General features: G+C 68.6%; 23 protein-coding genes and 1 pseudogene. 17 read left to right on the forward strand and 7 right to left on the reverse strand.

Annotated features, from left to right (window positions below):
* Positions 1-83: 83 nt before the first annotated feature.
* The 9 genes from EV647_RS23485 (at position 84) to EV647_RS23525 (ending at position 9507) form a co-directional block, all read left to right on the forward strand.
* Entirely contained in the window at positions 84-1625 is a 1542-nt protein-coding gene (locus EV647_RS23485; RefSeq protein ID WP_134006357.1) for an ABC transporter substrate-binding protein, read from the forward strand.
* A complete protein-coding gene (locus tag EV647_RS23490) occupies positions 1626-2564 on the forward strand; it encodes an ABC transporter permease (protein ID WP_134006359.1) in 939 nt (312 codons plus the stop codon).
* Positions 2561-3400, forward strand: a complete 840-nt coding sequence (locus tag EV647_RS23495; protein WP_238177356.1) for an ABC transporter permease — start codon at positions 2561-2563, stop codon at positions 3398-3400. The genes EV647_RS23490 and EV647_RS23495 overlap by 4 nt, the downstream gene beginning before the upstream one ends.
* Complete coding sequence (locus EV647_RS23500; RefSeq protein WP_134006361.1) at positions 3397-4944, forward strand: ABC transporter ATP-binding protein; 1548 nt, start codon at positions 3397-3399, stop codon at positions 4942-4944. Before EV647_RS23495 ends, EV647_RS23500 begins: the two co-directional genes overlap by 4 nt.
* Complete coding sequence (locus EV647_RS23505; RefSeq protein WP_202876294.1) at positions 4941-5999, forward strand: pyridoxal-phosphate dependent enzyme; 1059 nt, start codon at positions 4941-4943, stop codon at positions 5997-5999. The genes EV647_RS23500 and EV647_RS23505 overlap by 4 nt, the downstream gene beginning before the upstream one ends.
* 156 nt (positions 6000-6155) lie before the next feature.
* Entirely contained in the window at positions 6156-6965 is an 810-nt protein-coding gene (locus tag EV647_RS23510) for a Rossmann-like domain-containing protein (protein ID WP_134006363.1), read from the forward strand.
* The gene (locus tag EV647_RS23515; protein WP_238177357.1) at positions 6962-8182 is read left to right on the forward strand and encodes an MFS transporter; all 1221 of its coding nucleotides are present in this window, start codon (positions 6962-6964) and stop codon (positions 8180-8182) included. Before EV647_RS23510 ends, EV647_RS23515 begins: the two co-directional genes overlap by 4 nt.
* A gap of 137 nt (positions 8183-8319) precedes the next feature.
* Positions 8320-8991, forward strand: coding sequence for a DUF1707 domain-containing protein (locus EV647_RS23520; protein ID WP_134006365.1), 672 nt, complete (start codon positions 8320-8322; stop codon positions 8989-8991).
* Positions 8992-9036: 45 nt separating this feature from the next.
* Positions 9037-9507 (forward strand): GNAT family N-acetyltransferase, encoded by a 471-nt coding sequence (locus EV647_RS23525; protein ID WP_134006367.1) that lies wholly within the window; start codon positions 9037-9039, stop codon positions 9505-9507.
* On the opposite strand, the pseudogene EV647_RS23530 reads toward EV647_RS23525, so the two are convergent.
* Positions 9491-11042 (reverse strand): annotated as a pseudogene (locus EV647_RS23530) (dolichyl-phosphate-mannose--protein mannosyltransferase). The gene EV647_RS23525 and the pseudogene EV647_RS23530 overlap by 17 nt on opposite strands.
* Before the next feature lie 195 nt (positions 11043-11237).
* Between EV647_RS23530 and rsmI the strand changes: the two are divergent.
* The 7 genes from rsmI (at position 11238) to EV647_RS23565 (ending at position 17178) form a co-directional block, all read left to right on the forward strand.
* The gene (gene rsmI, locus EV647_RS23535) at positions 11238-12080 is read left to right on the forward strand and encodes a 16S rRNA (cytidine(1402)-2'-O)-methyltransferase (RefSeq protein ID WP_134006368.1); all 843 of its coding nucleotides are present in this window, start codon (positions 11238-11240) and stop codon (positions 12078-12080) included.
* A 29-nt stretch (positions 12081-12109) separates the two neighbouring features.
* On the forward strand, positions 12110-13675 hold the full coding sequence (metG, locus tag EV647_RS23540) for a methionine--tRNA ligase (RefSeq protein WP_134006369.1): 1566 nt from the start codon (positions 12110-12112) through the stop codon (positions 13673-13675).
* Positions 13676-13758: 83 nt separating this feature from the next.
* On the forward strand, positions 13759-14163 hold the full coding sequence (locus EV647_RS23545) for a DoxX family protein (RefSeq protein WP_134006370.1): 405 nt from the start codon (positions 13759-13761) through the stop codon (positions 14161-14163).
* Entirely contained in the window at positions 14156-14566 is a 411-nt protein-coding gene (locus EV647_RS23550; RefSeq protein ID WP_134006371.1) for a hypothetical protein, read from the forward strand. The genes EV647_RS23545 and EV647_RS23550 overlap by 8 nt, the downstream gene beginning before the upstream one ends.
* 16 nt (positions 14567-14582) lie before the next feature.
* The gene (locus tag EV647_RS23555; RefSeq protein ID WP_238177406.1) at positions 14583-14963 is read left to right on the forward strand and encodes a YciI family protein; all 381 of its coding nucleotides are present in this window, start codon (positions 14583-14585) and stop codon (positions 14961-14963) included.
* A complete protein-coding gene (locus tag EV647_RS23560; RefSeq protein ID WP_202876295.1) occupies positions 14960-16249 on the forward strand; it encodes an RNA polymerase sigma factor in 1290 nt (429 codons plus the stop codon). Before EV647_RS23555 ends, EV647_RS23560 begins: the two co-directional genes overlap by 4 nt.
* A 29-nt stretch (positions 16250-16278) precedes the next feature.
* Positions 16279-17178, forward strand: coding sequence for an NADP-dependent oxidoreductase (locus EV647_RS23565; protein ID WP_134006373.1), 900 nt, complete (start codon positions 16279-16281; stop codon positions 17176-17178).
* A gap of 107 nt (positions 17179-17285) precedes the next feature.
* Here EV647_RS23565 and EV647_RS23570 read toward each other — a convergent pair whose 3' ends face one another.
* The 5 genes from EV647_RS23570 to EV647_RS23590 are packed head-to-tail and all read right to left on the reverse strand — an operon-like array spanning position 17286 to position 22508.
* Positions 17286-18197, reverse strand: coding sequence for a phytanoyl-CoA dioxygenase family protein (locus EV647_RS23570; RefSeq protein WP_134006374.1), 912 nt, complete (start codon positions 18195-18197; stop codon positions 17286-17288).
* Positions 18194-19465 carry a sugar ABC transporter substrate-binding protein gene (locus EV647_RS23575; RefSeq protein WP_134006375.1) on the reverse strand — a complete coding sequence of 424 codons (1272 nt, stop codon included), beginning with the start codon at positions 19463-19465 and terminating at the stop codon, positions 18194-18196. The genes EV647_RS23570 and EV647_RS23575 overlap by 4 nt, the downstream gene beginning before the upstream one ends.
* Before the next feature lie 13 nt (positions 19466-19478).
* Positions 19479-20288, reverse strand: coding sequence for a carbohydrate ABC transporter permease (locus EV647_RS23580; protein ID WP_134006376.1), 810 nt, complete (start codon positions 20286-20288; stop codon positions 19479-19481).
* On the reverse strand, positions 20285-21199 hold the full coding sequence (locus EV647_RS23585; RefSeq protein WP_238175587.1) for a carbohydrate ABC transporter permease: 915 nt from the start codon (positions 21197-21199) through the stop codon (positions 20285-20287). Before EV647_RS23585 ends, EV647_RS23580 begins: the two co-directional genes overlap by 4 nt.
* The gene (locus tag EV647_RS23590) at positions 21192-22508 is read right to left on the reverse strand and encodes a glycoside hydrolase family 36 protein (protein WP_202876296.1); all 1317 of its coding nucleotides are present in this window, start codon (positions 22506-22508) and stop codon (positions 21192-21194) included. The genes EV647_RS23585 and EV647_RS23590 overlap by 8 nt, the downstream gene beginning before the upstream one ends.
* Positions 22509-22584: 76 nt before the next feature.
* Here EV647_RS23590 and EV647_RS23595 point away from each other — a divergent pair, with 76 nt between their 5' ends.
* Positions 22585-23502 carry a helix-turn-helix domain-containing protein gene (locus tag EV647_RS23595; protein ID WP_134006378.1) on the forward strand — a complete coding sequence of 306 codons (918 nt, stop codon included), beginning with the start codon at positions 22585-22587 and terminating at the stop codon, positions 23500-23502.
* Here the strand turns inward: EV647_RS23595 and EV647_RS23600 are convergent.
* On the reverse strand, positions 23474-25621 hold the full coding sequence (locus tag EV647_RS23600) for a discoidin domain-containing protein (protein WP_134006379.1): 2148 nt from the start codon (positions 25619-25621) through the stop codon (positions 23474-23476). The genes EV647_RS23595 and EV647_RS23600 overlap by 29 nt on opposite strands.
* Between the last annotated feature and the right edge of the window lie 131 nt (positions 25622-25752).

Consider the following 25752-nt stretch of genomic DNA (forward strand, 5'->3'; position numbering starts at 1 on the left):
CTGGGTGGAGTGTGCCCGAAAGAATGATCGCGTCGGGTTCGGATGCGCGCTGGATTTGACAATCGTTTTCACTAAAGGTGAGGATGTGGCGCGTGTCCGAGGCTTTGGGTAGGCGTGGGTTCCTGGGGATGGCCGGGGTTGCCGGGCTGGCGGCGATCACCGGATGTGGGGCGGACGGGGGTGCGGCCGCGCAACCCAGGCAGGGCGGACGGTTGCGGGCCGTGTACGCCGGCGGCGGGGCGAAGGAGGTGCTCGACCCGCACGTGCAGAGCCTGTTCGTGGACATCGCGCGGCACAAGGCGATCTACGAGAAGCTGGTCGAACTCGGCCCGGATCTGAAGCCGGTACCGCGGCTCGCGTCGAAGTGGGAACACGACGGGACCGCGACCACCTGGCGGTTCAGTCTGCGCGACGCGACCTTCCACGACGGCGCGAAACTCGTCGCCGAGGACGTCCTGTACAGCATCGCCCGGATCGTGGATCCCGCCGTACCGGAGCGGGTCGCGCAGTCGTCGCTCGCGACGCTGGATCTCAAGCGCAGCAAGGCGATCGGCCCGTCGACGGTCGAGCTGGTGCTGAACCAGCCGAACGCGGAGTTCCCCGCGCTGCTGGCCGGAATCGGCACGCAGATCGTGCGGAACGGGTTCAAGGATCCCACCAAGCCCGTCGGCACGGGAGCCTTCCGGTACGTGTCGTTCGAGGCCGGCCGCTCGATGGTCGCTTCGCGGTACGACGACTACTGGGACGAGCCCGCGCGGATCGAGGAGCTGCACATCCTCTCGGCGGACTCCGAGGCGCGGGCGAACGCCGTACAGGGTGGTCAGGCGGAGTACGCCAACGACATGACCGCGACGTTCGCGCGGACCGCGGAGGCCGGCAAGGCGGTGCGGATCGTGGCGGCGAAGGCCAGCACGATGCAGGCGTTCGTGATGAAGGTCGACCGGGCGCCGTTCGACAATCCCGACGTACGGCTCGCGTTCAAGCTGGTCGCGGACCGGCAGCGGCTGGTGGACGTGGTCCTCGCCGGGCGGGGTGAGGTGGGGAACGACCTGTTCGGCAAGGGGTATCAGTACTATCCGGCCGACCTGCCGGCCCGCGAGCGTGATGTCGACCAGGCGAAGAGCTTGCTGAAGAAGGCGGGGCTGGCGGGCAAAGAGGTGGAGATCTTCACCGCGGACGCGTCGGCCGGGTTCGTCGAGGCGGCGACGCTGTTCGCTGAGCAGGTTGCGGAGGCGGGGGTGCGGTTGAAGGTGACGACCGGGAGCCCGCAGACCTACGCGAAGGACCTGCTCACGAAGGGGGCCATTGGCAACCATCGGTCGGGGGCGATGCCGATTCCGCAGTACGTCACCGATCGGTTGCTGTCGCATTCGCCGTTCAACGTGACGCATTGGCGGCGGCCGGCGTTCGATACCGCGTTCGCGGCGGCGCGGGCGGTGACGTCGGAGGAGGAGCGGTCGGCGAAGTACGGCGTACTGCAGAAGACCGTGCGGGACGAGGGCGGGATTCTCGCGTGGGGGCTGCCGGACTACCTGATCGCGGTGTCGTCGAAGGTGCAGGGCGTGCAGGCGGTGCCGCCGAACACCTTGGACCAGGGCCGGTTCGACAAGGTGTGGCTGGCCTGAATGCGATCGTACGCCGCCCAACGGGCGGGGCTCGCGATCGTTCAGTTGGCTGTGCTCTCGGTGCTCGTGTTCGTCCTGACGTCGTTGCTGCCGGGAGATGCGGCGGACCTGCGGTTCACCGAGACGCTGACGCCGTCGCAGGTCGCTGCGCTTCGCGCCGAACTCGGTCTCGACCAGCCTCCTGTCGAGCGGTTCGTGCACTGGCTGGGCAATGTGCTGACCGGCGATCTTGGTACGTCGTTGATCAGCGGGGGACCTGTGGTCGACATCGTGCGGCACTCGATCGGCGCGACGCTGGTCCTCACGCTAGCAACGCTAGCGATCGTCGTACCGCTGGCCGTCGCCCTGGGCATCGTGATGGGGACCCGTGAGAACGGACGCGTCGACCGTGCGATCACGTCGATCACGTTGGCGTTGTCGGCGATCCCGGACTTCGTGATCGCGGTCGTCCTGGTCGCCGTGTTCTCGCTGAAACTCGGCTGGTTGCCGGCGACGTGGATCGGCGGCAACCTCCTGTCTTCGCCGGCCCTGTTGATCCTTCCCATCGCCGTACTCTTCGGCCGGACGGTTTGCCTGCTGTCGCGTCAGGTCCGCGCCGGGACAGTTGCCGCTCTGAACGCCGAGTACGTGACGCAGGCCCGACGGCTCGGCATCCCACGCCGTCAACTCCTGCTCCGCCACGTCCTCCCGAACGCGGCCGTTCCCGGCGTGCAAGAGCTGGCCCGCACCGGCGACACCCTCCTGGGCGGTGTCCTGGTCGTCGAAGCCATCTTCGCCATCCCCGGCTTCGCCACTGCGCTCGTGGACGGCGTGGAGACCCGAGACATCCCGACCGTCCAGGGCCTGACGCTCGTGCTGGCCGTCGCGGCCCTCCTCATCAACCTTGGCGCAGACCTCGTCTGCAACCGGTTGGTCCCCCGAACGGCGCTGCTCCGATGAGCCCGCGCGAGGGTGTCGCCAGCGATCGACGCCTGCGGATGCCGCGCGGCGTGTCAGTCGGCGTGTCGGTGGGACTGGTTGCGGTGCCGTTGGTTGTTGCAGTCCTGGGGCCGCTGCTGCCGTACGACGCTCGGCCCGGCCTGCCCTACTCGCCCGAGGGCGTGTTGGGGACGGATGGGTTGGGCCGGGATGTTCTGGGGTTGTTGCTGGTCGGTGGGCGGTCGGCGTTGGGGATGGCGATCGGTGCGGTGGTGCTGGCGTATCTGGTCGGTGGACTGATCGGACTGACGGCCGCGTCGACCCGGCATCGATGGCTGGACGAAGGCATGATGCGGCCTCTCGACGTACTGCTGCCGCTCCCGTCCCTCCTCGTGATCAGCGTGGTCGCGGTCGGCTGGCGCGCGTCCGCGATCGCAATCACCGTGGCCGTAGCGATGGTGAACGTCCCGACCGTCGCACGACTCGTCCGAGCGGCTGCCCTGGACGCGGCCAGCGGACCGGTGGTCGAGGCGCTCCGGATGCAACGGGAGTCGTGGTTCACGATCCAGCTCGGGTACGTCGGACGCTCGGTCCTCGGCCCGGTCGCGGCGGATCTCGGCACGCGGATCACGCTCGCGGTGTTCCTCGTCGCCTCGGTCAACTTCCTGGGGCTCGGTCTGAGCCCGACCGCGCCGGACTGGGCGGTCAGCGTGTCCCGCAACCGCGAAGGACTGCTTCTCCAACCCTGGTCGGTCCTCGCCCCGGCGCTCCTTCTCGTCTCGTTCACGTTGGGCTTCAACCTCCTCGCCGACCGACTCGTGCACAGGTCGCGCCGTCTCGTGGAGAGCGCGCGATGACGCCGGTGGTGCGCGTGACCGGGTTGTCCGCGACCGCCGGGGAAGCGGTGCTGGTGGACGGGGTTTCGTTCGAGGTCGTCGCGGGGGAGGTGACCGCTCTCGTCGGCGCCTCCGGGTCGGGGAAGACAACCTCAGCGCTAGCGCTGCTAGGAGAACACGGTGACGGCGTACAACTGGGCGGACACGTCGAGGTCGACGGTCAGCTGGTTGTCGACAGCAACGGAGTGACTGCCGCCGCGCCGACGGTACGCGGCCGCGTCGTCGCCTACATGCCGCAACATCCCGGCAGTGCGCTGAACCCCGCCCGGCGGATCGGGACGACGCTGCAGGAGCTGGCGAAGCTGCACGACGGCGACGCCCGCGAGGCCGTCCGCGCGGCGCAGTTGCCCGGAGACCGCTCAACCCTCAAACGTTTTCCGTATCAGTTCTCCGGTGGCCAGCGGCAACGAGTGGCGCTCGCGCAAACGCTCACCTGCCGGCCGAAGGTACTCGTGCTCGACGAGCCGAGCACCGGTCTCGACTCGATCACCCGGCTGCAACTCGTCCACGAACTCAGGGGCCTCGCCGCCACCGGTCTCGGGATCTTGCTGCTCAGTCACGATCTCGACCTCGTCCGAGCCCTCGCGTCCCGTGTTGTCGTCCTCGATGCCGGTCAGGTGATCGCCACCGACGTACTCCCACCTGCACCGGATCTGAAGGTCACGGGAACCTCTGCTGCCGGGCAACCGTTGCTAACGGCAATGAACCTGTCTGCCTCGCTGCGTCCCCGCGGGCGCGACGTCGTCCTGCACGAGGCCGACCTCGCCGTCCGCGCCGGCGCCTGTCTCGGGGTCGTCGGCCGGTCCGGCAGCGGCAAGACCACCTTGGCCCGCTGCCTGGCGGGCCTGCACGAGCGCTACACCGGCAGCATCCTGCTCGACGACGAACCGCTCCCGGTCCTCCGGAAGCGGACCCGCGACCAGCACCGCCGCGTCCAGTACGTCTGGCAGGAGGTCCGTGGCTCCTTCGACGAACGCCGTCCTGTCGACCAGCAGGTCGCCCGTACGGCGCAACGCCTCCGCGGACTCGCGCCGGACAAGGCGCACGCCGAAGCCGTCGCCACGCTGGCCCGTCTCGGGGTCGCCGCGATCACCGCCGCCCGCGCGCCGAGCCGGCTGTCCGGCGGCGAGCTGCAACGAGCGGCTCTCGCGCGAGCAGTGCTGGCGAACCCCGACGTACTGATCTGCGACGAGATCACCACCGCCCTCGACGACCAAGGTACGGCGCTCGTACTCGACCTCCTGACCGAGCTCAAGGACCGCGGTACGGCGCTGATCTGGATCGGCCACGACCTGCGCCTGGTCGCGGCCGTCGCGGACCGGGTCCTGGTCCTCGACGCCGGCCGGGTGGTGGAGCAAGGCCCGCCCGCGACGATCACGACCGAGCCACACCACGAGCTGACCCGGCGGCTGGTCGCAGCCACCCGGATCGGCAACCCCCAATCCCCGCCCGCAGAGACTCCGCCCGTGCTGACAACCGACTCGAGGAGCGAACCGCGCCGATGACGCGACTGCACGACCACCTGGCGGAGGCCATCAAGGACCCGGACCCGATCCGCGTCAGTTCCGGCACCGGGGACGACTTGATCTGCCTGCGGTTCGAGACCATGAAGGTGTACTCCGCGCTCGGTGCCGTCCGCCGGCTGCTGGAGACCGGGCAGGTCCGGCCCGGTGACACGCTGATCGACAGCTCGAGCGGGATCTACGCGCACGCGCTCGCGCTCGCCTGCCACCGGTACGGGATGAAATGCCACATCGTCGGCTCCACGACAGTCGACCGGACGCTGAAGATCCAGCTGGAGATCCTCGGCGCGACCATCGAGCAGGTGCCGTCGTCGAACAACCTGCAGCTCGACCAGAACCTGCGCGTCCGCCGGATCGGCGAGATCCTCCGCGACAACCCGACGTACCACTGGATGCAGCAGTATCACGACGACATCCATTACCTCGGGTACGGCGCGATCGCGGATCTCGTGGCGGAGCTGGTGCCGACCGGTCCGCTGTGCCTGGTCGGCGGTGTCGGTACGGGCGCCTCGACCGGCGCGATCGCGGCGTACCTGCGGGAGCGCGGCCGGGACGTGAACCTGGTCGGCGTGCAGCCGTTCGGGAGCATCACGTTCGGGGCCGGGCACACGCAGGACCCGGAGATGATCATCGCGGGGATCGGGAGCTCGATCGAGTTCCGGAACGTGCGGCACGAGCTGTACGACCGGTTGCACTGGGTCTCGTTCGACTATGCGATGTCGGCGGCGGTGGATCTGCTCCGCACGTCCGGCGTTTTCGCGGGGCTGTCCGCCGGGGCGGCGTACCTGTCGGCGTTGTGGGAGCACAACTGCGACCGCGGCCGGAAACACGTTTTCCTGGCCGCGGACACCGGCACGCGGTACGTCGAGTCCGCCTTCGCCCGGCACGCCGAGGCGCGACCGATGGCGTCGATGCGGCCGCGGGAGATCGACTCGCTGGACGAACTCGCGGTGCCCTGGTCGGCGATGTCGTGGGACCGGCGGGACTCCGCACAGGTTCAGCGCGAGAAGTTTCCATCTGCGACTCCGTCGCATTAATGTGAGGCACGACAACCCGAAAGGCCGGCTGATCTCCCATGACTCTATTGAATGCGCGCCTCCGGCGCGCGGGTCATGGGGCTGTGACTCCCGGCCTTCCCTCGTCGCTCCAGTCGCTTCGCTCCCTCCGCTCCTCAGTCCAGGCCGGGAGGCCCCATGACCCGTTCCGTGGCTGATCTGACCGCAGAGGTTCTCGCCGGAGCGCGTGGTCCGGCACCGGCGGACCTCGACATCACCAGTGCGTTCTGGCTGCACCACACGACGCGCCTGCCTGGTGCCGACGTCACCTATCGGAACTACTACGTGCTGTTGCGGGTAGAAGAGGTGTTCGGTGCCTGCTCCTTCGAGTCGGGTGAGCTCGACCCGGCGTACTGCGCCGACACCTCCGGCCGCACGCTCGCCGACGTACTCTCCTCCAACGACCCGCTCCCCGTCCGGATCGCCGCGCTGGACGCCTACCTGGCCGCGGTCGAGCCGCACCACACAGTGCCGTACGCCGAGGAAGTCGTCCTTCCCGCTGGTACGCCGGATGTTCGTGCCCGCGCCCGTGACGCCGCTGTCGCCGGACTCCTGCACGTTGCCGAAGGCACCAAAGTTGCCTTGATCGGGGTCGTCAACCCGCTCGTCGGCGCCATCACGGAACGCGGGGGCGTCTGCCTTCCGTGCGACTTCAACCTCCGCGAGACCGCCTCCGGCCTGCCCGTTTCCCGCGACATGACCGAAGTGATCGACGCAGCCGACGCGGTCGTCGCCACCGGTATGACACTGTCCAACGGCAGCTTCGACGTACTCCTTACTCGTTGCCGTGAGCAATCGAAGCCGCTCGCCGTCTACGCTCAGACCGGTAGTGCGGTCGCCCGTGCTTTCCTCGGCGCCGGCGTTACCGCGCTGTCCGCGGAACCCTTTCCCTTTTCCCAGTTCAGCTCCCGCCCGAGCAGCCTCTATCGCTACAGGACGGATACATGAGCACCCAGCAGAACCTCACCGCACCCGCGGCAGCAGTCCCGGGCGATCTTCGGATGGCCCGCAGGCTGTGGCCTTTCCTGCTGGCGTCGACGGTGAGTCTGATCCCGTTCACGGTGTTCGGGATGTATCTGGTGCCGATCTCCGAGGCCGCCGGCGGGAGCGTTGCGGAGATCGGTGGACTGCGCGGGCTCGGTGGGCTGGCAGCGCTAGCCGTCGGCGTTGTGCTGGCGCCGCTGATGGATCGCGTGCCGCGTGAGCTGGTCGCCGCGGGCGGGCTCGCGCTGCTGGGTGTCTCGGCCGCATTGGGGGCCGTGGGCAACGTGTTTGCGCTGGCCGCGTTCTGCCTGCTGATCGGGGCGTCGACCTCGATCCTGGCGCCGTCGATCGGCGCCGCGGCCGCGGATCGGTTCAGGTCGCCGGCCGCCGCGGGCCGTGCGGCGACGCTGTTGTCCGCGACGACGTCGGCGATGGCGATGCTGGCGGCTCCGGTGCTCGCCGGGCCGGGACTGGTCTGGGGCTGGCGGGGCAACCTGCTGGCGGCGGCAGCGATCTCACTCGTCCTGGCGGGCGCCTTCTTCTGGCGCGGACGCGGCCGGAAGGCGCCGATCACCAACCGGGAGCGGATGAGTTACCTGGCGACGTACCGCGAGCTTGCCCGGATCCCTGGCGCGCTCCCGCTGGTTGCCATCGCGATGCTGCGGACCGCGGCCTTCATGGGCTACCTCGCTTACCTCGCGGCGTTCTACGACGAGAAGTTCGACCTGGCGCCGGGTTGGTTCGCGCTGGTCTGGTCGCTCAGCGGCGCATCGTTCTTCCTCGGCAACCTCCTCTCCGGCCGGTACCTCGCCACCGATCGCCCGTGGATCTCCCCCGAACGACTCCTCGCCGGCGGCATCACCGTCGCCCTGCTCGCGGTCTCCGCGTTCTACTTCTCTCCGACGCTCCCGCTCACGCTGTTCCTCACCGCACTGATGGGCGCCGGCCACGCAACGGTCGCGGCCTGTGTCACCACTCTGCTGGTCCGCCGCAGCGGTGAGCTCCGCGGATCCGCGCTCAGCGTCAACGCGGCCGGCATGAGCCTCGGCACGTTCCTCGGCGCCGCGATCGGCGGCCTCGGCCTAGGCCTCGGCGGCTACCCCGGTACGGCGATCACCTTCGCGGCGATCACCACCACCGCCCTCCTCCTCGCCCTCCGCATCCACCGCGTGCCGGAGTGAAGCATCCTTGAGCACCCATCAACCATTTGGGCACCCCGAAAACGGTTGACGGGTGCTCAAGGACGACGTGGATCAGGGGCGATTCGGGGATTTATCGGGGTCCTCAGCGAGCCGATTGCGATATATCGTTCCGTTTCATGGAGAACCTGCCCGACCGCCCGCACCCGCACGCGCATCTGCGGGCGTCCGACATTGATCGTGATCAGGTGGTCGACGTACTGCGGGAGGCCCTGATGTCGGGCCGGTTGACGCAGGAGGAGCACGCCGAGCGCCTCGAGCAGACGCTGGAGGCGAAGACCCTCGGCGAGCTCGAACCGATCACCCGCGACCTCGTCGTACCCGGTCAGCCGACCCCCGCGGCGCAACCCGCCGCGGCCGCGTCCACCAGCCTGGTGCCGATCGAGGAGCCGGCCGACCCGGAGCAGAGCTTCGACACGATGGTGGCGATCTTCGGCGGCGGCGAGCGGAACGGCCGCTGGCGGGTGAAGCGCCGTACCAACGCGTTCGCGGTGTTCGGCGGGCACGACCTCGACATGACCAACGCGGTCTTCGAGGGCCGCGAGGTGACGATCTGGGCGTTCGCGGTGTTCGGCGGTATCGACATCACCGTCCCGGAAGGCGTGACGGTACGCAACGAGGGCGTCGGCATCTTCGGCGGCTTCGGCGCCCGCGGCAGCGACAACCCCGACCCGAACGCACCCGTCGTCGTGGTCAAGGGCCTGGCACTGTTCGGCGGCGTCGGCGGCCAGTCCTCGGCCAAACGCCATGGCAAGAAGAAGTCCAAGGGACACGGGCACTTGGGGCACTGAGCAATTCGGGTGCGGTACGGCGCTCCGGGCTCATAACCTTCGGCCATGGCCGACCAGTCCTTCGTCCCAGCCGACTTCGACGTGCCCACCGAGCTGATCACGCCTCGGTTCCGGCTGGAACCGCTCGGGCCTGAACACAACGCCCCCGACTACGCCGCGTGGACCGGCAGCATCGACCACATCCGTGCGACGCCGGGCTTCCAGGGCAGTTGGCCGCCGGTCGACGGGATGTCCCTCGAGGCGAACCTCGGCGATCTACGACGTCACGCCGATGATTTCGCCGGGCGCCGTGGATTCACCTACACGGTGATCGAGTCGGGGAGCGACGAGGTGATCGGGTGCGTGTACATCTATCCCGCCCGCCGGGACGCGCGGATCACCGACGTTCGCTCCTGGGTACGTGGCGACCGGGCCGAGCTGGACATCGTCCTGTACGACGCCGTGAGCAGTTGGCTGACGACGCACTGGCCGTTCGACTCGATCGACTACGCGTCACGCCCTAGATCCAGGTCTTGAACCACATGCGGCTGAGCCAGGCCGGGTGGGGGGAGGACCTCGTCGGTCAGGATCGGCCAGATGTAGGCGAAGTTCAGCACTACGAGGACCGTGAAGGCGCCGACCACCGCGGTGCCGATCAGCCGGCGTGGGGTCGCCGTACTCATCGCCTCCCGGGCCGGGCCGAGGACCTTGCCGAGGATCAGCGCCAGCGCCATCACCGTGAACGGGATCATCGTGACGGCGTAGAAGAAGAAGATCGGCCGGTCGTCGAACGCGAACCACGGCACCCAGCACGTCACGAACCCGACGATCGGTATGCCGAGCCGCCAGTCACGCGTGCCTATCCACAGCACCAGTGCCGCGATCAGCGCGAGCGCACCTCCCCACCACAACAGCGGCGTACCGAGGGCAGAGATCACCTGCAGGCAGTTGGTCCCGGCCGGTGCGTTGCAGCCCGGCGTACCGGGCTTGATGTCGTTGACCGCGTCGAAACCGATCGGGCGGGCGATGATCGGCCAGCCGGCCGGGTTCGACGCGTAGGGATGGGTGGCGTGCTTGATGTAGTCGCCGGTGTGGAAGGCGAGCACTTCCTTGTGGTACGCCAGCAGCGACCGGAAGTCGTCCGGCACGACCTTCATCACGCCGTGCGCCGGGTTGCTCGCGGCCCAGTTGTGGTCGTAGGCGTTGTCGTGCAGCAGCCAGCCGGTCCAGGTCGCGACGTACGTGACGACCGCGACCAGCACCAGGCTGACGAACGCCGGGATGCCGTCGACCAGGGCCGACTTCACGAACGCGAACCGTACGCCGAGCGCCCGCCGGGCCCCGAAGTCCCAGGCGAACGCCATCACACCGAACGCGGCGAGCACCCAGACCGCCGACCACTTGGTGCCGAGCGCGAGGCCGAAGCAGATACCCGCGGCGATCCGCCACGGCCGGATCAGCAGCCAGCGGCCGATCGTACGGCGCTCGCCGTCGGTGACCGGCTTGTCGAGGGTCTCGGCGTGCCGGCGGCGGGTCCAATCGCGGTCGGCGACCAGGCAGGAGACCGCCGCGACCAGCCAGAACGCCAGAAAGATGTCGAGCAGCGCGACCCTGGACATCACGAAGTGCAGGCCGTCGACCGCGAGCAGCAGGCCCGCGATGCAGCCGATCAGGGTCGACCGGGTCATCCGGCGTACCGTCCGGATCAGCAGCAGCACAGTCAGCGTGCCGAACAGCGCCGGCATGAACCGCCAGCCGAACGGGGTCATCCCGAACAGCTGCTCGCCGGCGGCGATCATCCACTTGCCGACCTCGGGGTGCACGGTCAGGCTCGGGGTGTCCTTGAAGACGTCCAGGTTGCCGGCCAGGATCGCCTTGTCCGCGGCGCCTTCCGGCTGGTCGATGAACTGCCGTGCGTAGCCGAACTTGAGCAGGCTGTACGCATCCTTGGCGTAGTACGTCTCGTCGAAGACGAACTTCACCGGGTTGCTGAGGTGCCAGAACCGCAGTACGCCGGCCAGCACGGTGATCACCAGCGTGGCGATCCAGCCGCCGTCGAAGTCCCGCGGCATCGCCGGGTACAACCGCTCCTTGAGCGGCGGCAGCCGTCTCCCGAGCGCGTCCCGCCCGAGCGTCTCCCGCTCCGCGCCGGCGTCACTCCGCCGTACCGTCCCGTCCTCGATCACAGCAGCCACGCCCGCCATCGTACGGACGCCCCGGTACCACCGCCTCCCCGCGTCTGTGCGAGCGGCTGGGATGATGACCTGATGAGCGGGCGGCTGGTGTTGGCGGGGACGCCTATTGGGGACGTGTCGGATGCTTCGGCGCGGTTGGGGCGGGTGTTGGTGGGGGCGGATGTGGTGGCCGCGGAGGATACGCGGCGGTTGCGGCGGTTGACGTCCGAGCTGGGGATTCAGCTGAGCGGGCGGGTGGTCAGCTACTTCGAGGGAAACGAGCGGGAGCGTACGCCGGAGTTGCTGCAGGCGCTGCTGGACGGGCAGACCGTGGTGGTGGTGACGGACGCGGGGATGCCGAGCGTGTCGGACCCGGGGTACCGGCTGGTGGCGGCGGCGATCGAGGCCGACGTCCATGTGACCGCGGTACCGGGACCGTCGGCGGTGCTGACGGCGCTCGCGTTGAGCGGGCTGCCCGTGGACCGGTTCACGTTCGAGGGGTTCCTGCCGCGCAAGCCGGGGGAGCGTGCGCGACGGCTCGGCGAGCTCAAGGACGAGCCGCGGACCATGGTGTTCTTCGAGGCGCCGCACCGGCTCACGCAGTCCCTGGAGGCGATGGCCGAGGCGTTCGGCGCGGACCGGCGTACGGCGGTGTGCCGGGAGCTCACCAAGACGTACGAAGAGGTGAAACGCGGCCCGCTCGACGACCTCGTGACCTGGTCGAAGGACGGCGTCCGGGGTGAGATCACCGTGGTGGTGGCCGGGGCGGACCCGCACAAGGTCATGACCCCGGAGGACCTGGCCCGGGAGGTGGCGAAGGACGAGGAGGCAGGTACGCCGCGCAAACAGGCGATCTCCGACGTCGCGAAGCGCTTCAACGTCCCGAAACGGACCGTGTACGACGCCGTACTCGCTGCTCGGGACCCTGGTAAATAACACTGGCGCCCGGCACTACCCTTAATTACATGTCCGAGAAGGCCTATTACGTCACCACCCCGATCTACTACGTCACGGCCCCGCCGCACATCGGCAGCGCCTACACGACGGTGGCCGGGGACGTCCTGACGCGCTGGCACGCGCAGCGCGGCGAGCGCAAGTGGTACCTGACCGGTACCGACGAGCACGGCGAGAAGGTGATGCGCAGCGCCGAGGCGCAGGGCATGTCGCCGCAGGCCTGGACGGACAAGCTGGTCGAGGAGTCGTGGAAGCCGGCCTGGGTCGACGTCGACATCGCATACGACGACTTCATCCGGACCACCGAGCAGCGGCACACCGAGCGGGTCCGCGAGTTCTGGCAGAAGCTCTACGACAAGGGCGATGTCTACAAGGGCGAGTACGAGGGCCTGTACTGCGTCGGCTGTGAGGAGTTCAAGCTCCCTGCGGACATCCGGACCGACGAGGACGGCACGCAGCGGTGCATCATCCACGGCACCGAACTGGAGACGGTCTCCGAGACCAACTACTTCTTCCGGCTCTCGGCGTACGGCGACAAGCTCCTGGAGCTGTACGAGTCGCAGCCGGACTTCGTTGCGCCCGCGAGTGCCCGCAACGAGGTGATCGCGTTCGTGAAGCAGGGTCTGCAGGACCTCTCGATCACGCGATCGACGTTCGACTGGGGCATCCCGGTCCCGTGGGACGAGGACCACGTCCTGTACGTGTGGATCGACGCCCTGCTGAACTACGTGACGGCTGCGGGCTACGGCACCGATCCGGAGCGGTTCGAGGAGCTGTGGCCGGTCGACGTACACCTGGTGGGCAAGGACATCCTCCGGTTCCACGCGGTGATCTGGCCGGCGATGCTGATGGCCGCCGAGGTCGCCGTACCGCGCCAGGTGTTCGCCCATGGGTGGCTGCTGGTCGGCGGCGAGAAGATGAGCAAGTCGAAGCTGACCGCGATCGCGCCGCACGAGATCACCGACCACTTCGGCTCGGACGCTTTCCGGTACTACTTCCTGCGCACGATCCAGTTCGGGTCGGACGGTTCGTTCTCGTGGGAGCACCTGAGCGCGGTCTACACCTCCGAGCTCGCCAACGGCCTCGGCAACCTGGCCAGCCGGATCGCGGCCATGGTCGGCAAGTACTTCGACGGCGCGCTGCCGGAGCCGACCGACCACGGACCGGCCGAGCAGGCGCTCGCGGACAAGCTCGCGCAGACCGTCGCGACTGCGGACAAGGCCCTGGACACTCTCGCGTTCCAGGACGCCCTGGCCGCGATCAACGAGCTGGTCGGCGCGGTGAACGGGTATGTCACCGAGCAGGAGCCGTGGAAGGTCGCGAAGGACGACACGAAGCGGGACCGCCTGGCGACGATCCTGTACTCCGCCGCCGAGGTCCTGCGCGCGGTCGCCGTACTGCACAACCCGACGATGCCGAAGACGTCCGCGAAGCTGTGGGAGCTGCTCGGCGCGGAGGAGAAGCTCGGCGCCCTGAACGACCAGCGGGTACAGGACGCCGGCACCTGGGGCCAGCTCCCGGCCGGCGCGACCCTGACCAAGGGCGAGCCCCTGTTCCCGCGTCTCGAAGAAAGCTGAGAAAAAGTTCGGCCGCGCTGTCGAAGGCGCGGTGGTGGCTCCGATAACGGGGTGAAAGTGACCCTGATCGATCGGAGCGAACGATGAGTGAGCGTGTAGTTCCTGGAGTGGGCCGGTCCGCCGCACGGATCCGGACGATCGCCGTCTGGGCCGTGCGCGTGGCCCTGGCCGTGCAGTTCGGAGCCGGTGGCGCCGGCAAGGTCGCCGGCTCCGAGCAGATGGTGCGGATGTTCGACGACATCGGCGCCGGTCAGTGGCTGCGGGTGTTCGTCGGCGTCCTCGAGATCGCCGGCGCGATCGGGCTGCTGGTCCCGCGTCTGGCGGCGGCCGCGGCCCTGGGGCTGGTCGCACTGATGGCCGGCGCGGTGGTCACCAACGTCGCGGTTCTCGGCATCGCGCCGACCGTGCCGCTGGTGTTCGGTGTGCTGGCCGCGGTGGTCGCGTACTCCCGGCGGCACCAGGACAGCCGGGGAGGCCGCCATGTCTGAGCAGTCACCTGTCGAGGCCCTGCGCAGTCTCGCACCGTTGATCGGGACCTGGACCGTCGAGGGGCCCGGGCATCACGGGACCGTCAGCTACGAATGGTTCGAGGACGGCGCGTTCGTCGTGCAGCGGATCGAGTTGGTCAGCGACGGCGAGACCAGCCGCGGCGTCGAGTACATCGGCCTGGACACCGAAACCGGTACACTCCGGTCCCACTACTTCTCGAACACCGGCAAGATCCTCGAGTACACCTACCAGCTGGCCGGCAACACGTTGACGATCTGGTTCGGAGACACCGATTCGCCGGCCAGGTTCGTCGGGGAGTTCAACGCGGACCAGTCGGTGAACACCGGTGCCTGGGAGTGGCCGGGCGGCGGGTACGAGTCGACCATGACGCGGGTGGGGTGATTCGGCAGTGAAGTACATGATCATGACGTTCGGGGACGAGTCGGCCTGGGACACCCTCGGGCTCGGCGGCCGGGAGTCCACCTGGTCGCAGGAACAGGTGGACGCCCACTTCCAGGCGATGGGCGAGTTCTACGCCGAGCTCACGGCCAACGGTGAGCTCGTCACCGGTTTCGGCCTGGCCGATCCGTCGCACACGATGACGATCGAGATCGTCGACGGCCGCCCGGTCGCCTCGGACGGTCCGTACGCCGAGGCGAAGGAGGTGCTCGCCGGTTTCGGCATCATCGAGGTCGACTCACACGACCGGGCGGTCGAGCTGGCGGCGCGCTTCTCGGCGCTGGTGGAGACCCGGGTCGAGCTGCGGCCGGTGATGGAGCAGGGCGGCCAGGAGATGTGACCGGGCCGGCCGAGGAGCTCCCCGGAGACCTCCGCATCGAGGACCTGCTGCGCGAGCTCGCGCCGCGGGTCCTCGCCGCTGTCACGCGGCGGTTCGGCCGGTTCGATCTCGCCGAGGACGCCGTCCAGGAAGCGTTGCTGGCGGCGGTGACCGGCTGGGCCGAGGACGGCGTACCGCCGAATCCCGCCGCCTGGTTGACGACGGTCGCCGTACGCCGGATGACCGACATGCTGCGCAGCGAGCAGGCCAGGCGCCGGCGGGAGCAGCTGGACGCGACCCGCAGCCTGCCGCAGAGTCTGCTCGACGGCGGCAGCGACAGCATCAGCACTGCCGACCAGGACGACACCCTGGTGATCCTCTTCCTGTGCTGCCATCCGGATGTGCAGCCGGCCAGCCAGCTGACGCTGACCTTGCGGGCCGTCGGCGGTCTGACGACGGCCGAGATCGCGCGAGCACTGCTGGTGCCGGAGGCCACCGTCGGCCAGCGAATCAGCCGCGCGAAGCAGCGGATCAGCCAGTCCGGCGCACGGTTTCGGCTGCCGGAGCCGGAGGAGCGCCGCCAACGGCTCGACGTCGTGATGCAGGTGCTGTACCTGATCTTCAACGAGGGCTACACCGCCTCGTCGGGTACGGCGTTGCAGCGGGTCGAGCTCGCCGCGGAGGCGATCCGCCTGACCCGGATGCTGCGCGAGAAGCTCCCGTCCGAGCCCGAGGTCGGAGGCCTGCTGGCGCTGATGCTGCTGACGCACGCGCGCCGCCGCGCCCGCACCGGTCCGACCGGCGACCTGATCCCGCTGGCAGAACAGGACCGGACCCGCTGGGATCGCGACCTGATCGCCGAAGGTGTCGCGCTGCTCGAGGAGGTGCTGCCGCGACGACGACCCGGCCCGTACCAGCTGCAGGCCGCGGTCGCCGCCGTCCATGCCGAGGCGGAGCGGTTCGAGGACACCGACTGGGCGCAGATCGTCGCGCTGTACGACGTCCTGGTCCGGATGTCCGCGGATCCGATGGTCCGGCTGAACTCGGCGGTCGCCGTCGCCATGCACCGCGGACCGGCAGCCGGCCTCGCGCTGCTCGACAGCCTGGCCGCCGACCCGAAGCTGGCCGACCACCACCGCCTGGCCGCCGTCCGCGCACACCTCCTGGAACAGTCGGGCTCCCTGGAGGACGCGCGCCAGGCCTACCTCACCGCGGCCAAGCTGACCGTCAGCGCCCCGGAGCAGCGCTATCTTCACTCTCGGGCAGCGCGTCTGGGAATGCACGAGCAGCCGCCGGCCTTCGAATGAAGAGATCATCAAACGACGGAGGCAGCGGTATGCGGGCTGTGGTGTTCGAGGAGTTCGGCGGTCCCGAGGTGCTGGAGGTGCGGGACGTTCCTGAGCCGCAGGCCGGGCCCGGGCAGGTGCGGATCCAGGTACGCGCGGCGGGGGTGAATCCGTTCGACTACAAGGTTCGCCGCGGTCTGACGAACGCTGCGCTGCCGCTGATCCCTGGGTTCGAGGTCGCCGGTGTGGTGGACGAGGCCGGTGACGGCGCGGAGTTCGCGGTCGGTGACGAGGTCGTCGGCTGGGCGGTGGGTGGTGCGTACGCCGAGTACGCGATCGCCGGCACCGTGACGCGCAAGCCCGCCGGCGTCAGCTGGGAGCAGGCGGTCAGCATCCCGGTGGCCGGTGAGACCGCGCAGCGGGTGCTCGATCTGCTCGAGGTGAAGTCCGGCGAGACGATCCTGATCCACGGCGCCGCGGGTGCGGTCGGCGCGATCGCCGTACAGCTCGCCAAGGCGGCGGGCCTGACCGTCATCGGTACGGCGTCGGCGGTGAACCACGGGTACCTGCAGGTGATCGGGGCGATGCCCGTCGCGTACGGCGACGGGCTCGTCGAGCGCGTTCGCGCCGCCGCCCCGCAGGGCGTCGACGCCGTGTTCGACAGTGCTGGGAAGGGCGGGCTGCACGAGTCGGTCGAGCTGCGCGGCGGCACCGAGCGGATCGTCACGATCGCGGACTACGCCGCGGCCGGTGAGCTCGGCATCCAGACCTCCGGGGGCGGTGGGAACCCCGAGCGGATCCGGGCGGGGCTGGATGCGCAGCTGCAGGCCGCCGCCGACGGCACGCTCGTCACCCGGATCGCCGAGACGCTCGCGCTCGCGGACGCGGCCAAGGCTCAAGAGCTGAGCGAGTCCGGCCACGCCCGCGGCAAGATCGTCCTCCGTCCGTAGGCGGACCCCCCGCACTCACCAACCCGCGCCCGCGTGGGCCTGCCACAGCGGCCTACGCGTGGCCGCACGCGGCCGCCGCCGGTTGGTGAGTGGCGGAGGTCCGGCGCTTACCCGTACGCGAAGCGGGACGGCGGGGTCGGTACGTCGTCCACGCGCGGATCCCAGCGGTCCACGAAGGTCACCCCGGCCGGGACCTCGACGCACTCCGTCGAGGTCCAGCCGCGGGTGAGGGTTCCGAAGTCCGGCACTTCCGGGTGGTAATGCGGCTTCCCGGTGCCGAGCAGGTCGCGGGCCATCGGCGCGCTCAGCGCCTGGTACCGGAAGTCGGCCGACAATCGCAGTTGCTTCGTCCGGTTCGGCATCGCGCCGTGCACGGTCAGACTCCCGAACAGCAGCACATCGCCAGGCTGGTACGACGTCGTACGCCACTCCGGATGGTTCTCGTCGGCCTCGGCCCGCATCATGCCCGGCCCGTCGGACGCCTTCACCGGCAGCACGCCGAGCCGCGGCGACCCGGCCAGCACTCGCAACCCACCGATCTCCGGCGGCGCCGCACTCAACGGCAACCAAGTGGTGAGCGTGTCGACAGACCCCTGGATGAACCGGTAGTCCTGATGGATCGGGGTCGGATTCGCTCCCGGCGACGGCGGCGCGATCCGGCAGATATGCGCCGGATGCGCGAACGCGTCCTCACCCAGCAACCGGCCGGCGAGCTCCAGCAATTCCGGCCGCACGGCCAGCTGATGAAACGCCTCGGTGCTCTGGATCGCCGTGTAGGCCCCGAAGAACCCCGCCGATCCTTCCTCCACGGCCCGCCCCGACGCGACCAACTCCCGCGGATCAGCATCCCGCGCCAGCCAATCGCTGTCGTAGAGGATCCGCGCCAACTGCTCGTGAACATCCGCCACGACATCACGCGGCAGCAACCCCCGGAAGAACAGATAACCATCGCTCGCGAGCCGAGACCGTAGTACGCCGGCGTCCTTCAAGTCGTCGTACGAGTCCGTCAGTTCTTTCACTTGTCATTGCCAATCTTGTCCATGGCCGCTGCGATGTCGGGGACGGCGATCTTGTCGAGGTACAGGTCGTTGACGGTCTTGTTGATCTCGGGGGACTTGGCGGTCCAGCCTTCGGCGATCGGGAGGTTGACGGTGCTGCCGGCGGCCGAGTCGAGGAACGGCTGGACGTCGATGCCCTTCTGCTTCCAGAACGCCTGGTAGCCGGCGCCCGCGTTGTTGAGCGCCGGGATGATGTAGCCCGCGTCGCCCATCAGCTTCTGTGCCTGCTCCGAGCCGAGGAAGGCGACGAGCTTGCCTGCCTCGTCGGGGTGCTTCGTCTTCGCGAACATCGCCTCGGAGAGTCCGTTGATCACCACCGTCCGCCCGGCCGGGCCGGCCGGCATCGCGGCGACCCCGATCGGGAACTTCACCTCGGGCAGCGCGAACGGGAGCAGCGCGTTGTTCGCCGGGAACATCGCGACCTCGCCGCGGTAGAACATCTCGGTCGCCTGCCCGGTCGGCGGGTTCGTGCGGGTGCCGTCCGGAGACACCTTCCACTTGAACACCAGATCGCGCGCGAACTGCAGGGCCTCGACCGACTTCGGACTCGCGAAGTCGAAGGCGCCGTACGGCTTGTCCATCGCGTGGCCGCCGTTCGACGCGATCCAGTTCAGCCACTGGGTCTGGCTGTGGTTCCAGGAGCAGAAACCCCACTGCTTGCTGCCGACGGTCAGCTTGCGCGCCACCTCGAGGAAGCTGCCCGAGCCGTCCGGCGCCCAGGTGAGCTCGGCCGGCATCGTGATCCCGGCCTTCGCGACCAGGTCCTTGTTGTAGAGCAGGCCGACGATGCCCATGTCCTTCGGCATTCCGAGCTGCTTGTCCTCGAACTTGTACGACTGCACCACGTTCGGGTGGTACGAGTCGAGTTTCAGACCGGCCTTCGAGATCAGGTCGTCGAGCGGTGCGAGGACGCCCTTGCTGGCGAAGTCCGGGAAGTAGTCGACGGTCAGCCAGAACACGTCCGGCGCCTTGCCGCTGGCGAGTTCGGTGGTCAGCTTGGTCCAGTACTGGTCCCACGGCAGGACCTCCATCCGGACGGTGATGTCCGGGTTCTGCTTGGTGAACTCCGCGAACACCGCCTTGTAGCCGACCTCCTGCTGCTCGTCCCACAAGCGGTACACGAGTTCGACCTTGCCGCCGCTGCTCGCCTTGTTGTCCGACGAGCCGCAGCCGGCCAGCGCGAGCACACTGCCGGCGCCGATCAGAAAAGTCCTCCTGGACAAGGACATGAGAGCCTCCGTACTACTTGAGCCCGGTAACAGCGACCGAGCGGACGATGAAGCGCTGGAAGACGATGAACAGCACGAGCAGCGGCGCCAGCGCGATCAGGCTGCCGGCCATCACGGCGTTGTAGTCGACGCCGATTTCCCCCTTGAACAAGGCGATCCCGACCGAGAGCAGCCGCTTGTCCTCGCTGCTGGTGATGATCAGCGGCCACAGGAAGCTGTTCCAGTTCGCCACCACGGCGAGGGTGGTGACGGTGACCAGGATCGGTTTCGACAACGGCAGCACGATCGACAGCAGCGTCCGGACCCGCCCGGCGCCGTCGATCCGGGCCGCGTCCTCGAGATCCGCGGGGATGCCGCGGAAGAACTGGCGGAGCAGGAAGATCGCGTACGGCGTACCGAGCATCGTCGGCAGCATCAGCCCGGCCCAGGTGTCGACCAGGCCGAGCTTCTGCATCATGAGGTACAGCGGGATCATCGTGACCACCGGCGGCACCATCAGTGTCGACAAGTACACCCAGAACAACGCGTCCCGGCCGGGGAACGAGAGCCGTGCGAAGGCGTACGCCGCCAAGATCGCGAACACCACCTGACCGAGCGTGATCCCGGCCGTGACCAGCGCGGTGTTGACCAGGTAGCCGCCGAAACCCGAGTTGAACAGTCGCTCGAACGCCGCCGTACTCGGTGGCAGGCCTGGCTCCCACGGCATCGTCTCGGACAGTTGCCCGGGGCCCTTGAAGGCGGTGAGCACGGTCAGGAAGTACGGGAAGATCGCGAACAGGCAGCCGGCCACCAGGACGGCGTAGGTGAAGATGCGCAGTCTCATCCGGACACCTCATAGGTCGTACGGCGTTCGAAGTAGACGAACTGGGAGATCGTCGCGATCAGCACCACCGCGAACAGCAGCACCGAGATCGTGGACGCGTAGCCGAAGTCGAACTTGCGGAACGCCTCGTCGTAGATCAGGTACGTCGCCACCTCGGTGCTGTCACCGGGCCCGCCCTCGGTCATCACGAAGATCGTGTCGAACGCCTGGAAGGAGCCGATCACATTGGTGATCAGCACGAACAGCATCGTCGGCCGCAGGAGCGGCAGCGTGATCGTGAAGAAGTGCGCGACCGGGGACGCGCCGTCCAGCGACGAGGCCTCGCGCAACGACCGCGGGATGTTCTGGAGACCGGCCAGGAAGAACAGCATGTTGTACCCGGCGAACTGCCAGATGTGGACCGCCGCGACGCTCGGCATCGCCAGCACCGGTGACGACAGCCACGCCGGGCCGTCGATCCCGAACACACCCAGGAACTGGTTCAGGGCACCCCGGCCAGGGTCGAAGATCCAGCTCCAGACCAGGCCGAGCGCGACCGGCGTCGCCATCCACGGAATCACGAGCAACGCCCGGAAATACTTCATTCCGCGCAGTTTCCGGTCGACCAGGAGCGCCAGGAGCAGCGAGAGGATCGTCGTACCGGGCACACAGATCACCACGTAGTACACGGTGACCAGCAGCGAGTGCCAGACGTCGGAGTCGGTGAACAACCGTTGGTAGTTGGCCAGCCCGACGAACTCGGGAGTCGAGAGCAACTTCCAGTCGAACAGGCTGAGCACCAGTACGATCACGACCGGCGCGAGCAGGAAGCCGAGGACGCCGACCAGGCTCGGCGCCAGCAGCGCGTACGCGACGGCCGCCTGCCGTCCGCCTCCGATCCGGCGGGTACGCCGGGGTGCTCGCCTAAGCATCGGGATCCTTCAGCGGGTGCGGGCGCGGCGAGCTCGGGACGAGCAGCTCGCGGGTGCGATCGAGTCCCCACCGGTCGAGGGCGCCGATCGGGTCGCTCGACATCCGGAGGCCTGGACCCGTCGCGATGTGCTGCGCCCAGTGCTCGCGCTCCTGGACGTCGGGCCGCACGATCAGGCAGTCGGAGTCGTTCGCCCACCACCGGCCGTGCAGGAACTCGCGCGCCACCGAGGTGGACCGCGCGCCCCGCTGGCCGGGCTGGCTGATGTCACCCGACGGTGGGTCGACCAACGGATCGGTGTCGGGCGAGATCCGCATGCAGTCGACGAGTCCGAGGCTCGGGAGGATCGGAGCGCCGCAGCCGTGCAGGATCCGGTTGGGTCCGACGGCCTCGCGCAGCAGGTGCATTCCGTGCCGGTACGCCGTGACGCCGTCGACCTGCTCGTGGCGCGGCCCGTCGATCGCCCCGGCGTACACGAAGTCGAGTTTGAAGTGGTCGTACCCCTGGCGGCACAGCTCGGTGAAGACGTCCTGGATGTGGTGTGCGGCGCCCGGGTGCGTCACGTCGAGAACCAGTTGCTCCTGGCCCCAGTTGGTGCCGGCGCTGATCCCGGGGACCAGCCACTCCGGGTGGTGACGCGCGGTCTCGCTGCCGCTCGCGACCAGGAACGGTGCGACCCAGATGCCTGCGCGACGACCGCTCGAGCGGATGTCGGCGGCGAGCGTGACAGTCGACCCGAAGTCGTCCCGCGGTGTCAGCCAGTCGCCGATCGCGGCTTGGTACCCCTCGTCGAGAAGGACCAGATCGACGCTCAGGTCATGCTGGTCGAACTGGCGTACGTCGGTCATCACGTCGCGCTCGGTGACCTTGCCCCAGTACGCGTACCAGCTGCACCAGGACGGTCCGAACACGCGGACCGGCGGGGCACCGGCCGCGAAGGCGTCGGCCCAGTCGGCGAGTGCTTGATTGGCGTTGGCCTGCGTCGAGGTTGTTTGCTGTACGGCGCCATCGGCCGAGATCACCAGTCGGTTGCCGTGGAGGTCCGCGCGGATCGACGGGACCTGGTCGGGACTCGTCGCCGCGATGACCGTGACCTCGCCGGCCGTCGCGACCGCGAGCAGGCCCTCGCCCTGGAAGCGGCCGGCGTCGACGCCCGGACGGTACGCCATCACGTGATGATTCGGCGCCGTCGGACGCGGTGGACGCGCGTCGAGCCGGTACCAGCCACTCGGGCTCCACGACTGCCATCCGTGCTCGAAGACCAGCGTGGAGGCGTCGTACTCGAGCTCGGCGACGGGGCTGAAAGGCACGGATCCCTCGTTTCCCTGGGGTGCAGGATCTTGCTGACGTTCCGCTAATCTTGGGGTGCCTACGAGGAGATCCACCATGACGGAGCCTGCTGACTTCGAGCACGATCTTGCTACCCAGGTGCTCATCGAGCTGTACAGCGAGATCCCGCCGCCGAGCAAGTTGGTGACCGGCCACTTCCACAGCGGCGGCGACTATCGCGTCGTACGGCCGGACGGTGTGGGCAGTTGGTACCTGCTCTACACCGCGTCCGGCACGGGGCGGTACATGATCGGCCAGAACAAGCTGATGCTGCGCCACGGGGACGTCGTACTGGTGAGTCCTGGGACACCGCACGACTACGGGACCGTCGGGACGTACTGGGAGTCGTGGTGGGCGCACTTCCAACCGCGCCGCGAGTGGCACTCCTGGTTGTCGTTGCCACAGGCAATGCCCGGGCTGTCCTACGTGCGGTTGACCAGGTCCTCGGAGACGGACCGCGTGGTGTCCGCATTCGATCGGCTGCATCGCGACGCGCAACGCGCCGGGCTGTCCCCGACCGGCGACACCGAGCTGCACCTGCTCGAGAAGAGTGTTGCCACCGAGCTGACCATGAACGGCATCGAAGAGGTGCTGCTGACCGCGGTCGCGAGCCTGCGCCGGGAGACGCAGCACCTGGACGCCCGCGTACACCTGGTGCTCGAGGCAATCACCGCCGACCCGGCCCGGCCGCACACCCTGACGTCATTGGCCGGGCTCGCGCAGGTTTCGGTGTCCCGCCTCGCCCACCTGTTCAAGGAGCAGGTCGGTGACTCGATCATGAACGTCGTCCTCGCGCTCCGGTTGCAGCGCGCGGCCGAACTGCTCGGCGCCACCGACATGTCCGTCGCACAGATCGCGGCCGCGGTCGGCTTCGACTCCCCGCACTACCTGAGCCGCCAGTTCGGCCGTCGGTACGGCATGTCCCCGACGGCCCATCGCGCCGCGGTCAGGAAGCCGGAGCTAGAGCTATATTGAGCTCGGTCGCCGCCGCGTAGTCCGCCCCGCCGGCCAGTCCTACGAGCCGCACGTAGCGTGCCGTCGTACCCGCGGGGAAGCGAGCGATCTTCGCGTCGACCGTGCCGTCCCAGGTTCCCTTCGTCACCGACGTGAACGTAGTGCCGTCGGTGCTCGTCTGGACGTCGTACGACGAGATGCGGCCGTTCGGTACGTCGGCGTCCTGGCGTGGTGTGTAGACGAGCGCTTCGATCGCACGTGGCGTCTTGAGATCGAGAGTGATGTACTGCGGGAGCGGGGCATGTGGGCTCCAGTTCGAGTGCCACATGGTTGTGCAGCTGCCGTCGATCGCGGCGGATGCGCTGTACGCGGACGATCCCTGGCTCGTGGCGGTCGCCGTCATCTCGTTCTGCGGAAGCAGGGTCAGCGGGCCGAACGGTCCGTCGGCCGGTGGCGGCGTACCCGGGATCGCGGTCACCCGCCCGAGATTCGGTGCCTTGAGCAACGGGTTGGTCCGCAGGTAGTTGAGGAAGACCTCCTGACCCATCCGCGGCGCCCTTTCGAGGTTCGTGTACTGCTGGAACCCCGGATAGCCGTACTGCGTTCCGTGCAAGGGCATCGCCGCGCTGGTCGTAACCCGGTAGGTCCTGTCGAGTTGAAGAGACTCGCCGTTGATCAGGACCTTGGCCGGATCGACGCGGTCGCCGACCGGGCGGCCGAGGTCGTAGGTGTAGCGGAAGTTGGCCGAGGTCGCGAGTGCGGACAGTCGGCTGCAGCCGTACGCCGGCGGGATCCACTGCTGCTCCAGGACAGCCTCGACTGTCGAGCCCTTCATCGTCAGCGTGGTGATCGGCGAGATCCCGGCAACCGGCCACGCCTCGCCGTACGTCACCGTGCCGGCTTCCAGCCCGGCGGCGATCACGTCGACGCCGAGATCGGCCGGTACCAGCGCGAAGTCGCCGTCGGCTTCAGCCTTGTAAAGGTCCGCGACCAGGTTGCCGGTGCGGCTCTCGGCGGTCCGCGCGAAATCGAGGTCACGATCGAGCTTGATGAGCGGCTCCTGCTGCCGGGCGGTCCACTTGTCCATCCAGTACTTCACGATCTTCTGGACTCCCGGGTCCGGCGTGACGTCCTTGGTGACCGCGTGGTTGGTGGCAGTGGTCTTCGAGCGGATCACGTCACCGGTCGCCGGATCGAGTTCCAGGTTCACCTCGCCGAGCACGCGCCCGTGATTGCTCGCTTCCAGGACCGGCCGCGGTACGCCGTTCGGATCCGGGATCATGCAGTTGAACGCGGTGTGCCAGTGGCCGCCGAGGATCACATCGATATCGGGGGACATCGCCCGGGCGGCATCGAAGATCGGACCGGTCGGGTTCTTGCACTCGTCGTACAGGCCGCCCTGCTGACCGCCCTCGTGCATGCTGACCACGATCGCGTTAACGCCTTGGGCCTTCAGCTCGGCCGCGGCCTGGTTCGCGGCGTCGACGACGCCCTGGAACTCGAACCCCGACCCCTCGATCGACAGCGTCTCGGTCGGCGTCCCCGGGAAGCCGAGCCCGATGAACCCGATCCGCTGCGAGCCGGCCTGCGCGATCCAGTACGGCGGGAGCACCGGGCGCTTCGTCCGCGGGTCGACGATGTTCGCCGCGTGGTACGCGTAGTCGGTGCCGTGGAAGTTCCGGCCGGTCGAGTCCTTGAAGCAGCTGTCGAAACCGGGCTTGCCGTAGCAGGCGCCGGTGGTCATCCGGCGCAGGAACGGGAACTCGCGGTCGAACTCGTGGTTGCCCGCGACATCGAAGTCCATCCCGAACGCGTTGAGCACCTCGATGGTCGGCTCGTTCGCGAACGCCTGCGTGTAGTCGGGCCAGCCGCTGAACTGGTCACCCGAGCCGATCAGGAAGCTGTTCGGCTTCCGGAGCCGGTCGAGGTGGGCCTTCAGGTACCCGGCGCCGCCGACCTGCTGGGTTCCGGACGGGCCGGCGATGGTCAGGTTCTCGGTCTCGGACAGGTAGCCGTGCAGGTCGGTCAGGCTGAGGATCTGCACGGGGATCGGTGCGGCGGCCTCGGCCGGTAGCGCGGTGGTTCCAACCACCAGGCCGAGGAGGGCGAGAACTGAGCTGATCCTGGTTCTTACGGACATCGGCTGCTCCTGTTCGGTCGGGCGGGACCTCGCTGCAACGTACTGGCCGCCCTACGCCGGAGGACATGGCCTCGAATGCTGACTTCCTGCACGATCCGGCTGACGCTTTTCTACAAGCGCATGGCGGAGGG

Origin of the sequence: Kribbella sp. VKM Ac-2566 (assembly GCF_004366005.1) — a bacterium.
Classification (GTDB): Bacteria; Actinomycetota; Actinomycetes; order Propionibacteriales; family Kribbellaceae; genus Kribbella; species Kribbella pratensis.

What these genes read in the sequence shown, in the direction of transcription:
- EV647_RS23485 (WP_134006357.1), top strand. Translation starts at nt 84, where the DNA reads ATGTGGCGCGTGTCCGAGGCTTTGGGTAGGCGTGGGTTCCTGGGGATG.
- EV647_RS23490 (WP_134006359.1), top strand. Translation starts at nt 1,626, where the DNA reads ATGCGATCGTACGCCGCCCAACGGGCGGGGCTCGCGATCGTTCAGTTG.
- EV647_RS23495 (WP_238177356.1), top strand. Translation starts at nt 2,561, where the DNA reads ATGAGCCCGCGCGAGGGTGTCGCCAGCGATCGACGCCTGCGGATGCCG.
- EV647_RS23500 (WP_134006361.1), top strand. Translation starts at nt 3,397, where the DNA reads ATGACGCCGGTGGTGCGCGTGACCGGGTTGTCCGCGACCGCCGGGGAA.
- EV647_RS23505 (WP_202876294.1), top strand. Translation starts at nt 4,941, where the DNA reads ATGACGCGACTGCACGACCACCTGGCGGAGGCCATCAAGGACCCGGAC.
- EV647_RS23510 (WP_134006363.1), top strand. Translation starts at nt 6,156, where the DNA reads ATGACCCGTTCCGTGGCTGATCTGACCGCAGAGGTTCTCGCCGGAGCG.
- EV647_RS23515 (WP_238177357.1), top strand. Translation starts at nt 6,962, where the DNA reads ATGAGCACCCAGCAGAACCTCACCGCACCCGCGGCAGCAGTCCCGGGC.
- EV647_RS23520 (WP_134006365.1), top strand. Translation starts at nt 8,320, where the DNA reads ATGGAGAACCTGCCCGACCGCCCGCACCCGCACGCGCATCTGCGGGCG.
- EV647_RS23525 (WP_134006367.1), top strand. Translation starts at nt 9,037, where the DNA reads ATGGCCGACCAGTCCTTCGTCCCAGCCGACTTCGACGTGCCCACCGAG.
- rsmI (WP_134006368.1), top strand. Translation starts at nt 11,238, where the DNA reads ATGAGCGGGCGGCTGGTGTTGGCGGGGACGCCTATTGGGGACGTGTCG.
- metG (WP_134006369.1), top strand. Translation starts at nt 12,110, where the DNA reads ATGTCCGAGAAGGCCTATTACGTCACCACCCCGATCTACTACGTCACG.
- EV647_RS23545 (WP_134006370.1), top strand. Translation starts at nt 13,759, where the DNA reads ATGAGTGAGCGTGTAGTTCCTGGAGTGGGCCGGTCCGCCGCACGGATC.
- EV647_RS23550 (WP_134006371.1), top strand. Translation starts at nt 14,156, where the DNA reads ATGTCTGAGCAGTCACCTGTCGAGGCCCTGCGCAGTCTCGCACCGTTG.
- EV647_RS23555 (WP_238177406.1), top strand. Translation starts at nt 14,583, where the DNA reads ATGATCATGACGTTCGGGGACGAGTCGGCCTGGGACACCCTCGGGCTC.
- EV647_RS23565 (WP_134006373.1), top strand. Translation starts at nt 16,279, where the DNA reads ATGCGGGCTGTGGTGTTCGAGGAGTTCGGCGGTCCCGAGGTGCTGGAG.
- EV647_RS23575 (WP_134006375.1), bottom strand. Translation starts at nt 19,465, where the DNA reads ATGTCCTTGTCCAGGAGGACTTTTCTGATCGGCGCCGGCAGTGTGCTC.
- EV647_RS23580 (WP_134006376.1), bottom strand. Translation starts at nt 20,288, where the DNA reads ATGAGACTGCGCATCTTCACCTACGCCGTCCTGGTGGCCGGCTGCCTG.
- EV647_RS23585 (WP_238175587.1), bottom strand. Translation starts at nt 21,199, where the DNA reads ATGCTTAGGCGAGCACCCCGGCGTACCCGCCGGATCGGAGGCGGACGG.
- EV647_RS23595 (WP_134006378.1), top strand. Translation starts at nt 22,585, where the DNA reads ATGACGGAGCCTGCTGACTTCGAGCACGATCTTGCTACCCAGGTGCTC.
- EV647_RS23600 (WP_134006379.1), bottom strand. Translation starts at nt 25,621, where the DNA reads ATGTCCGTAAGAACCAGGATCAGCTCAGTTCTCGCCCTCCTCGGCCTG.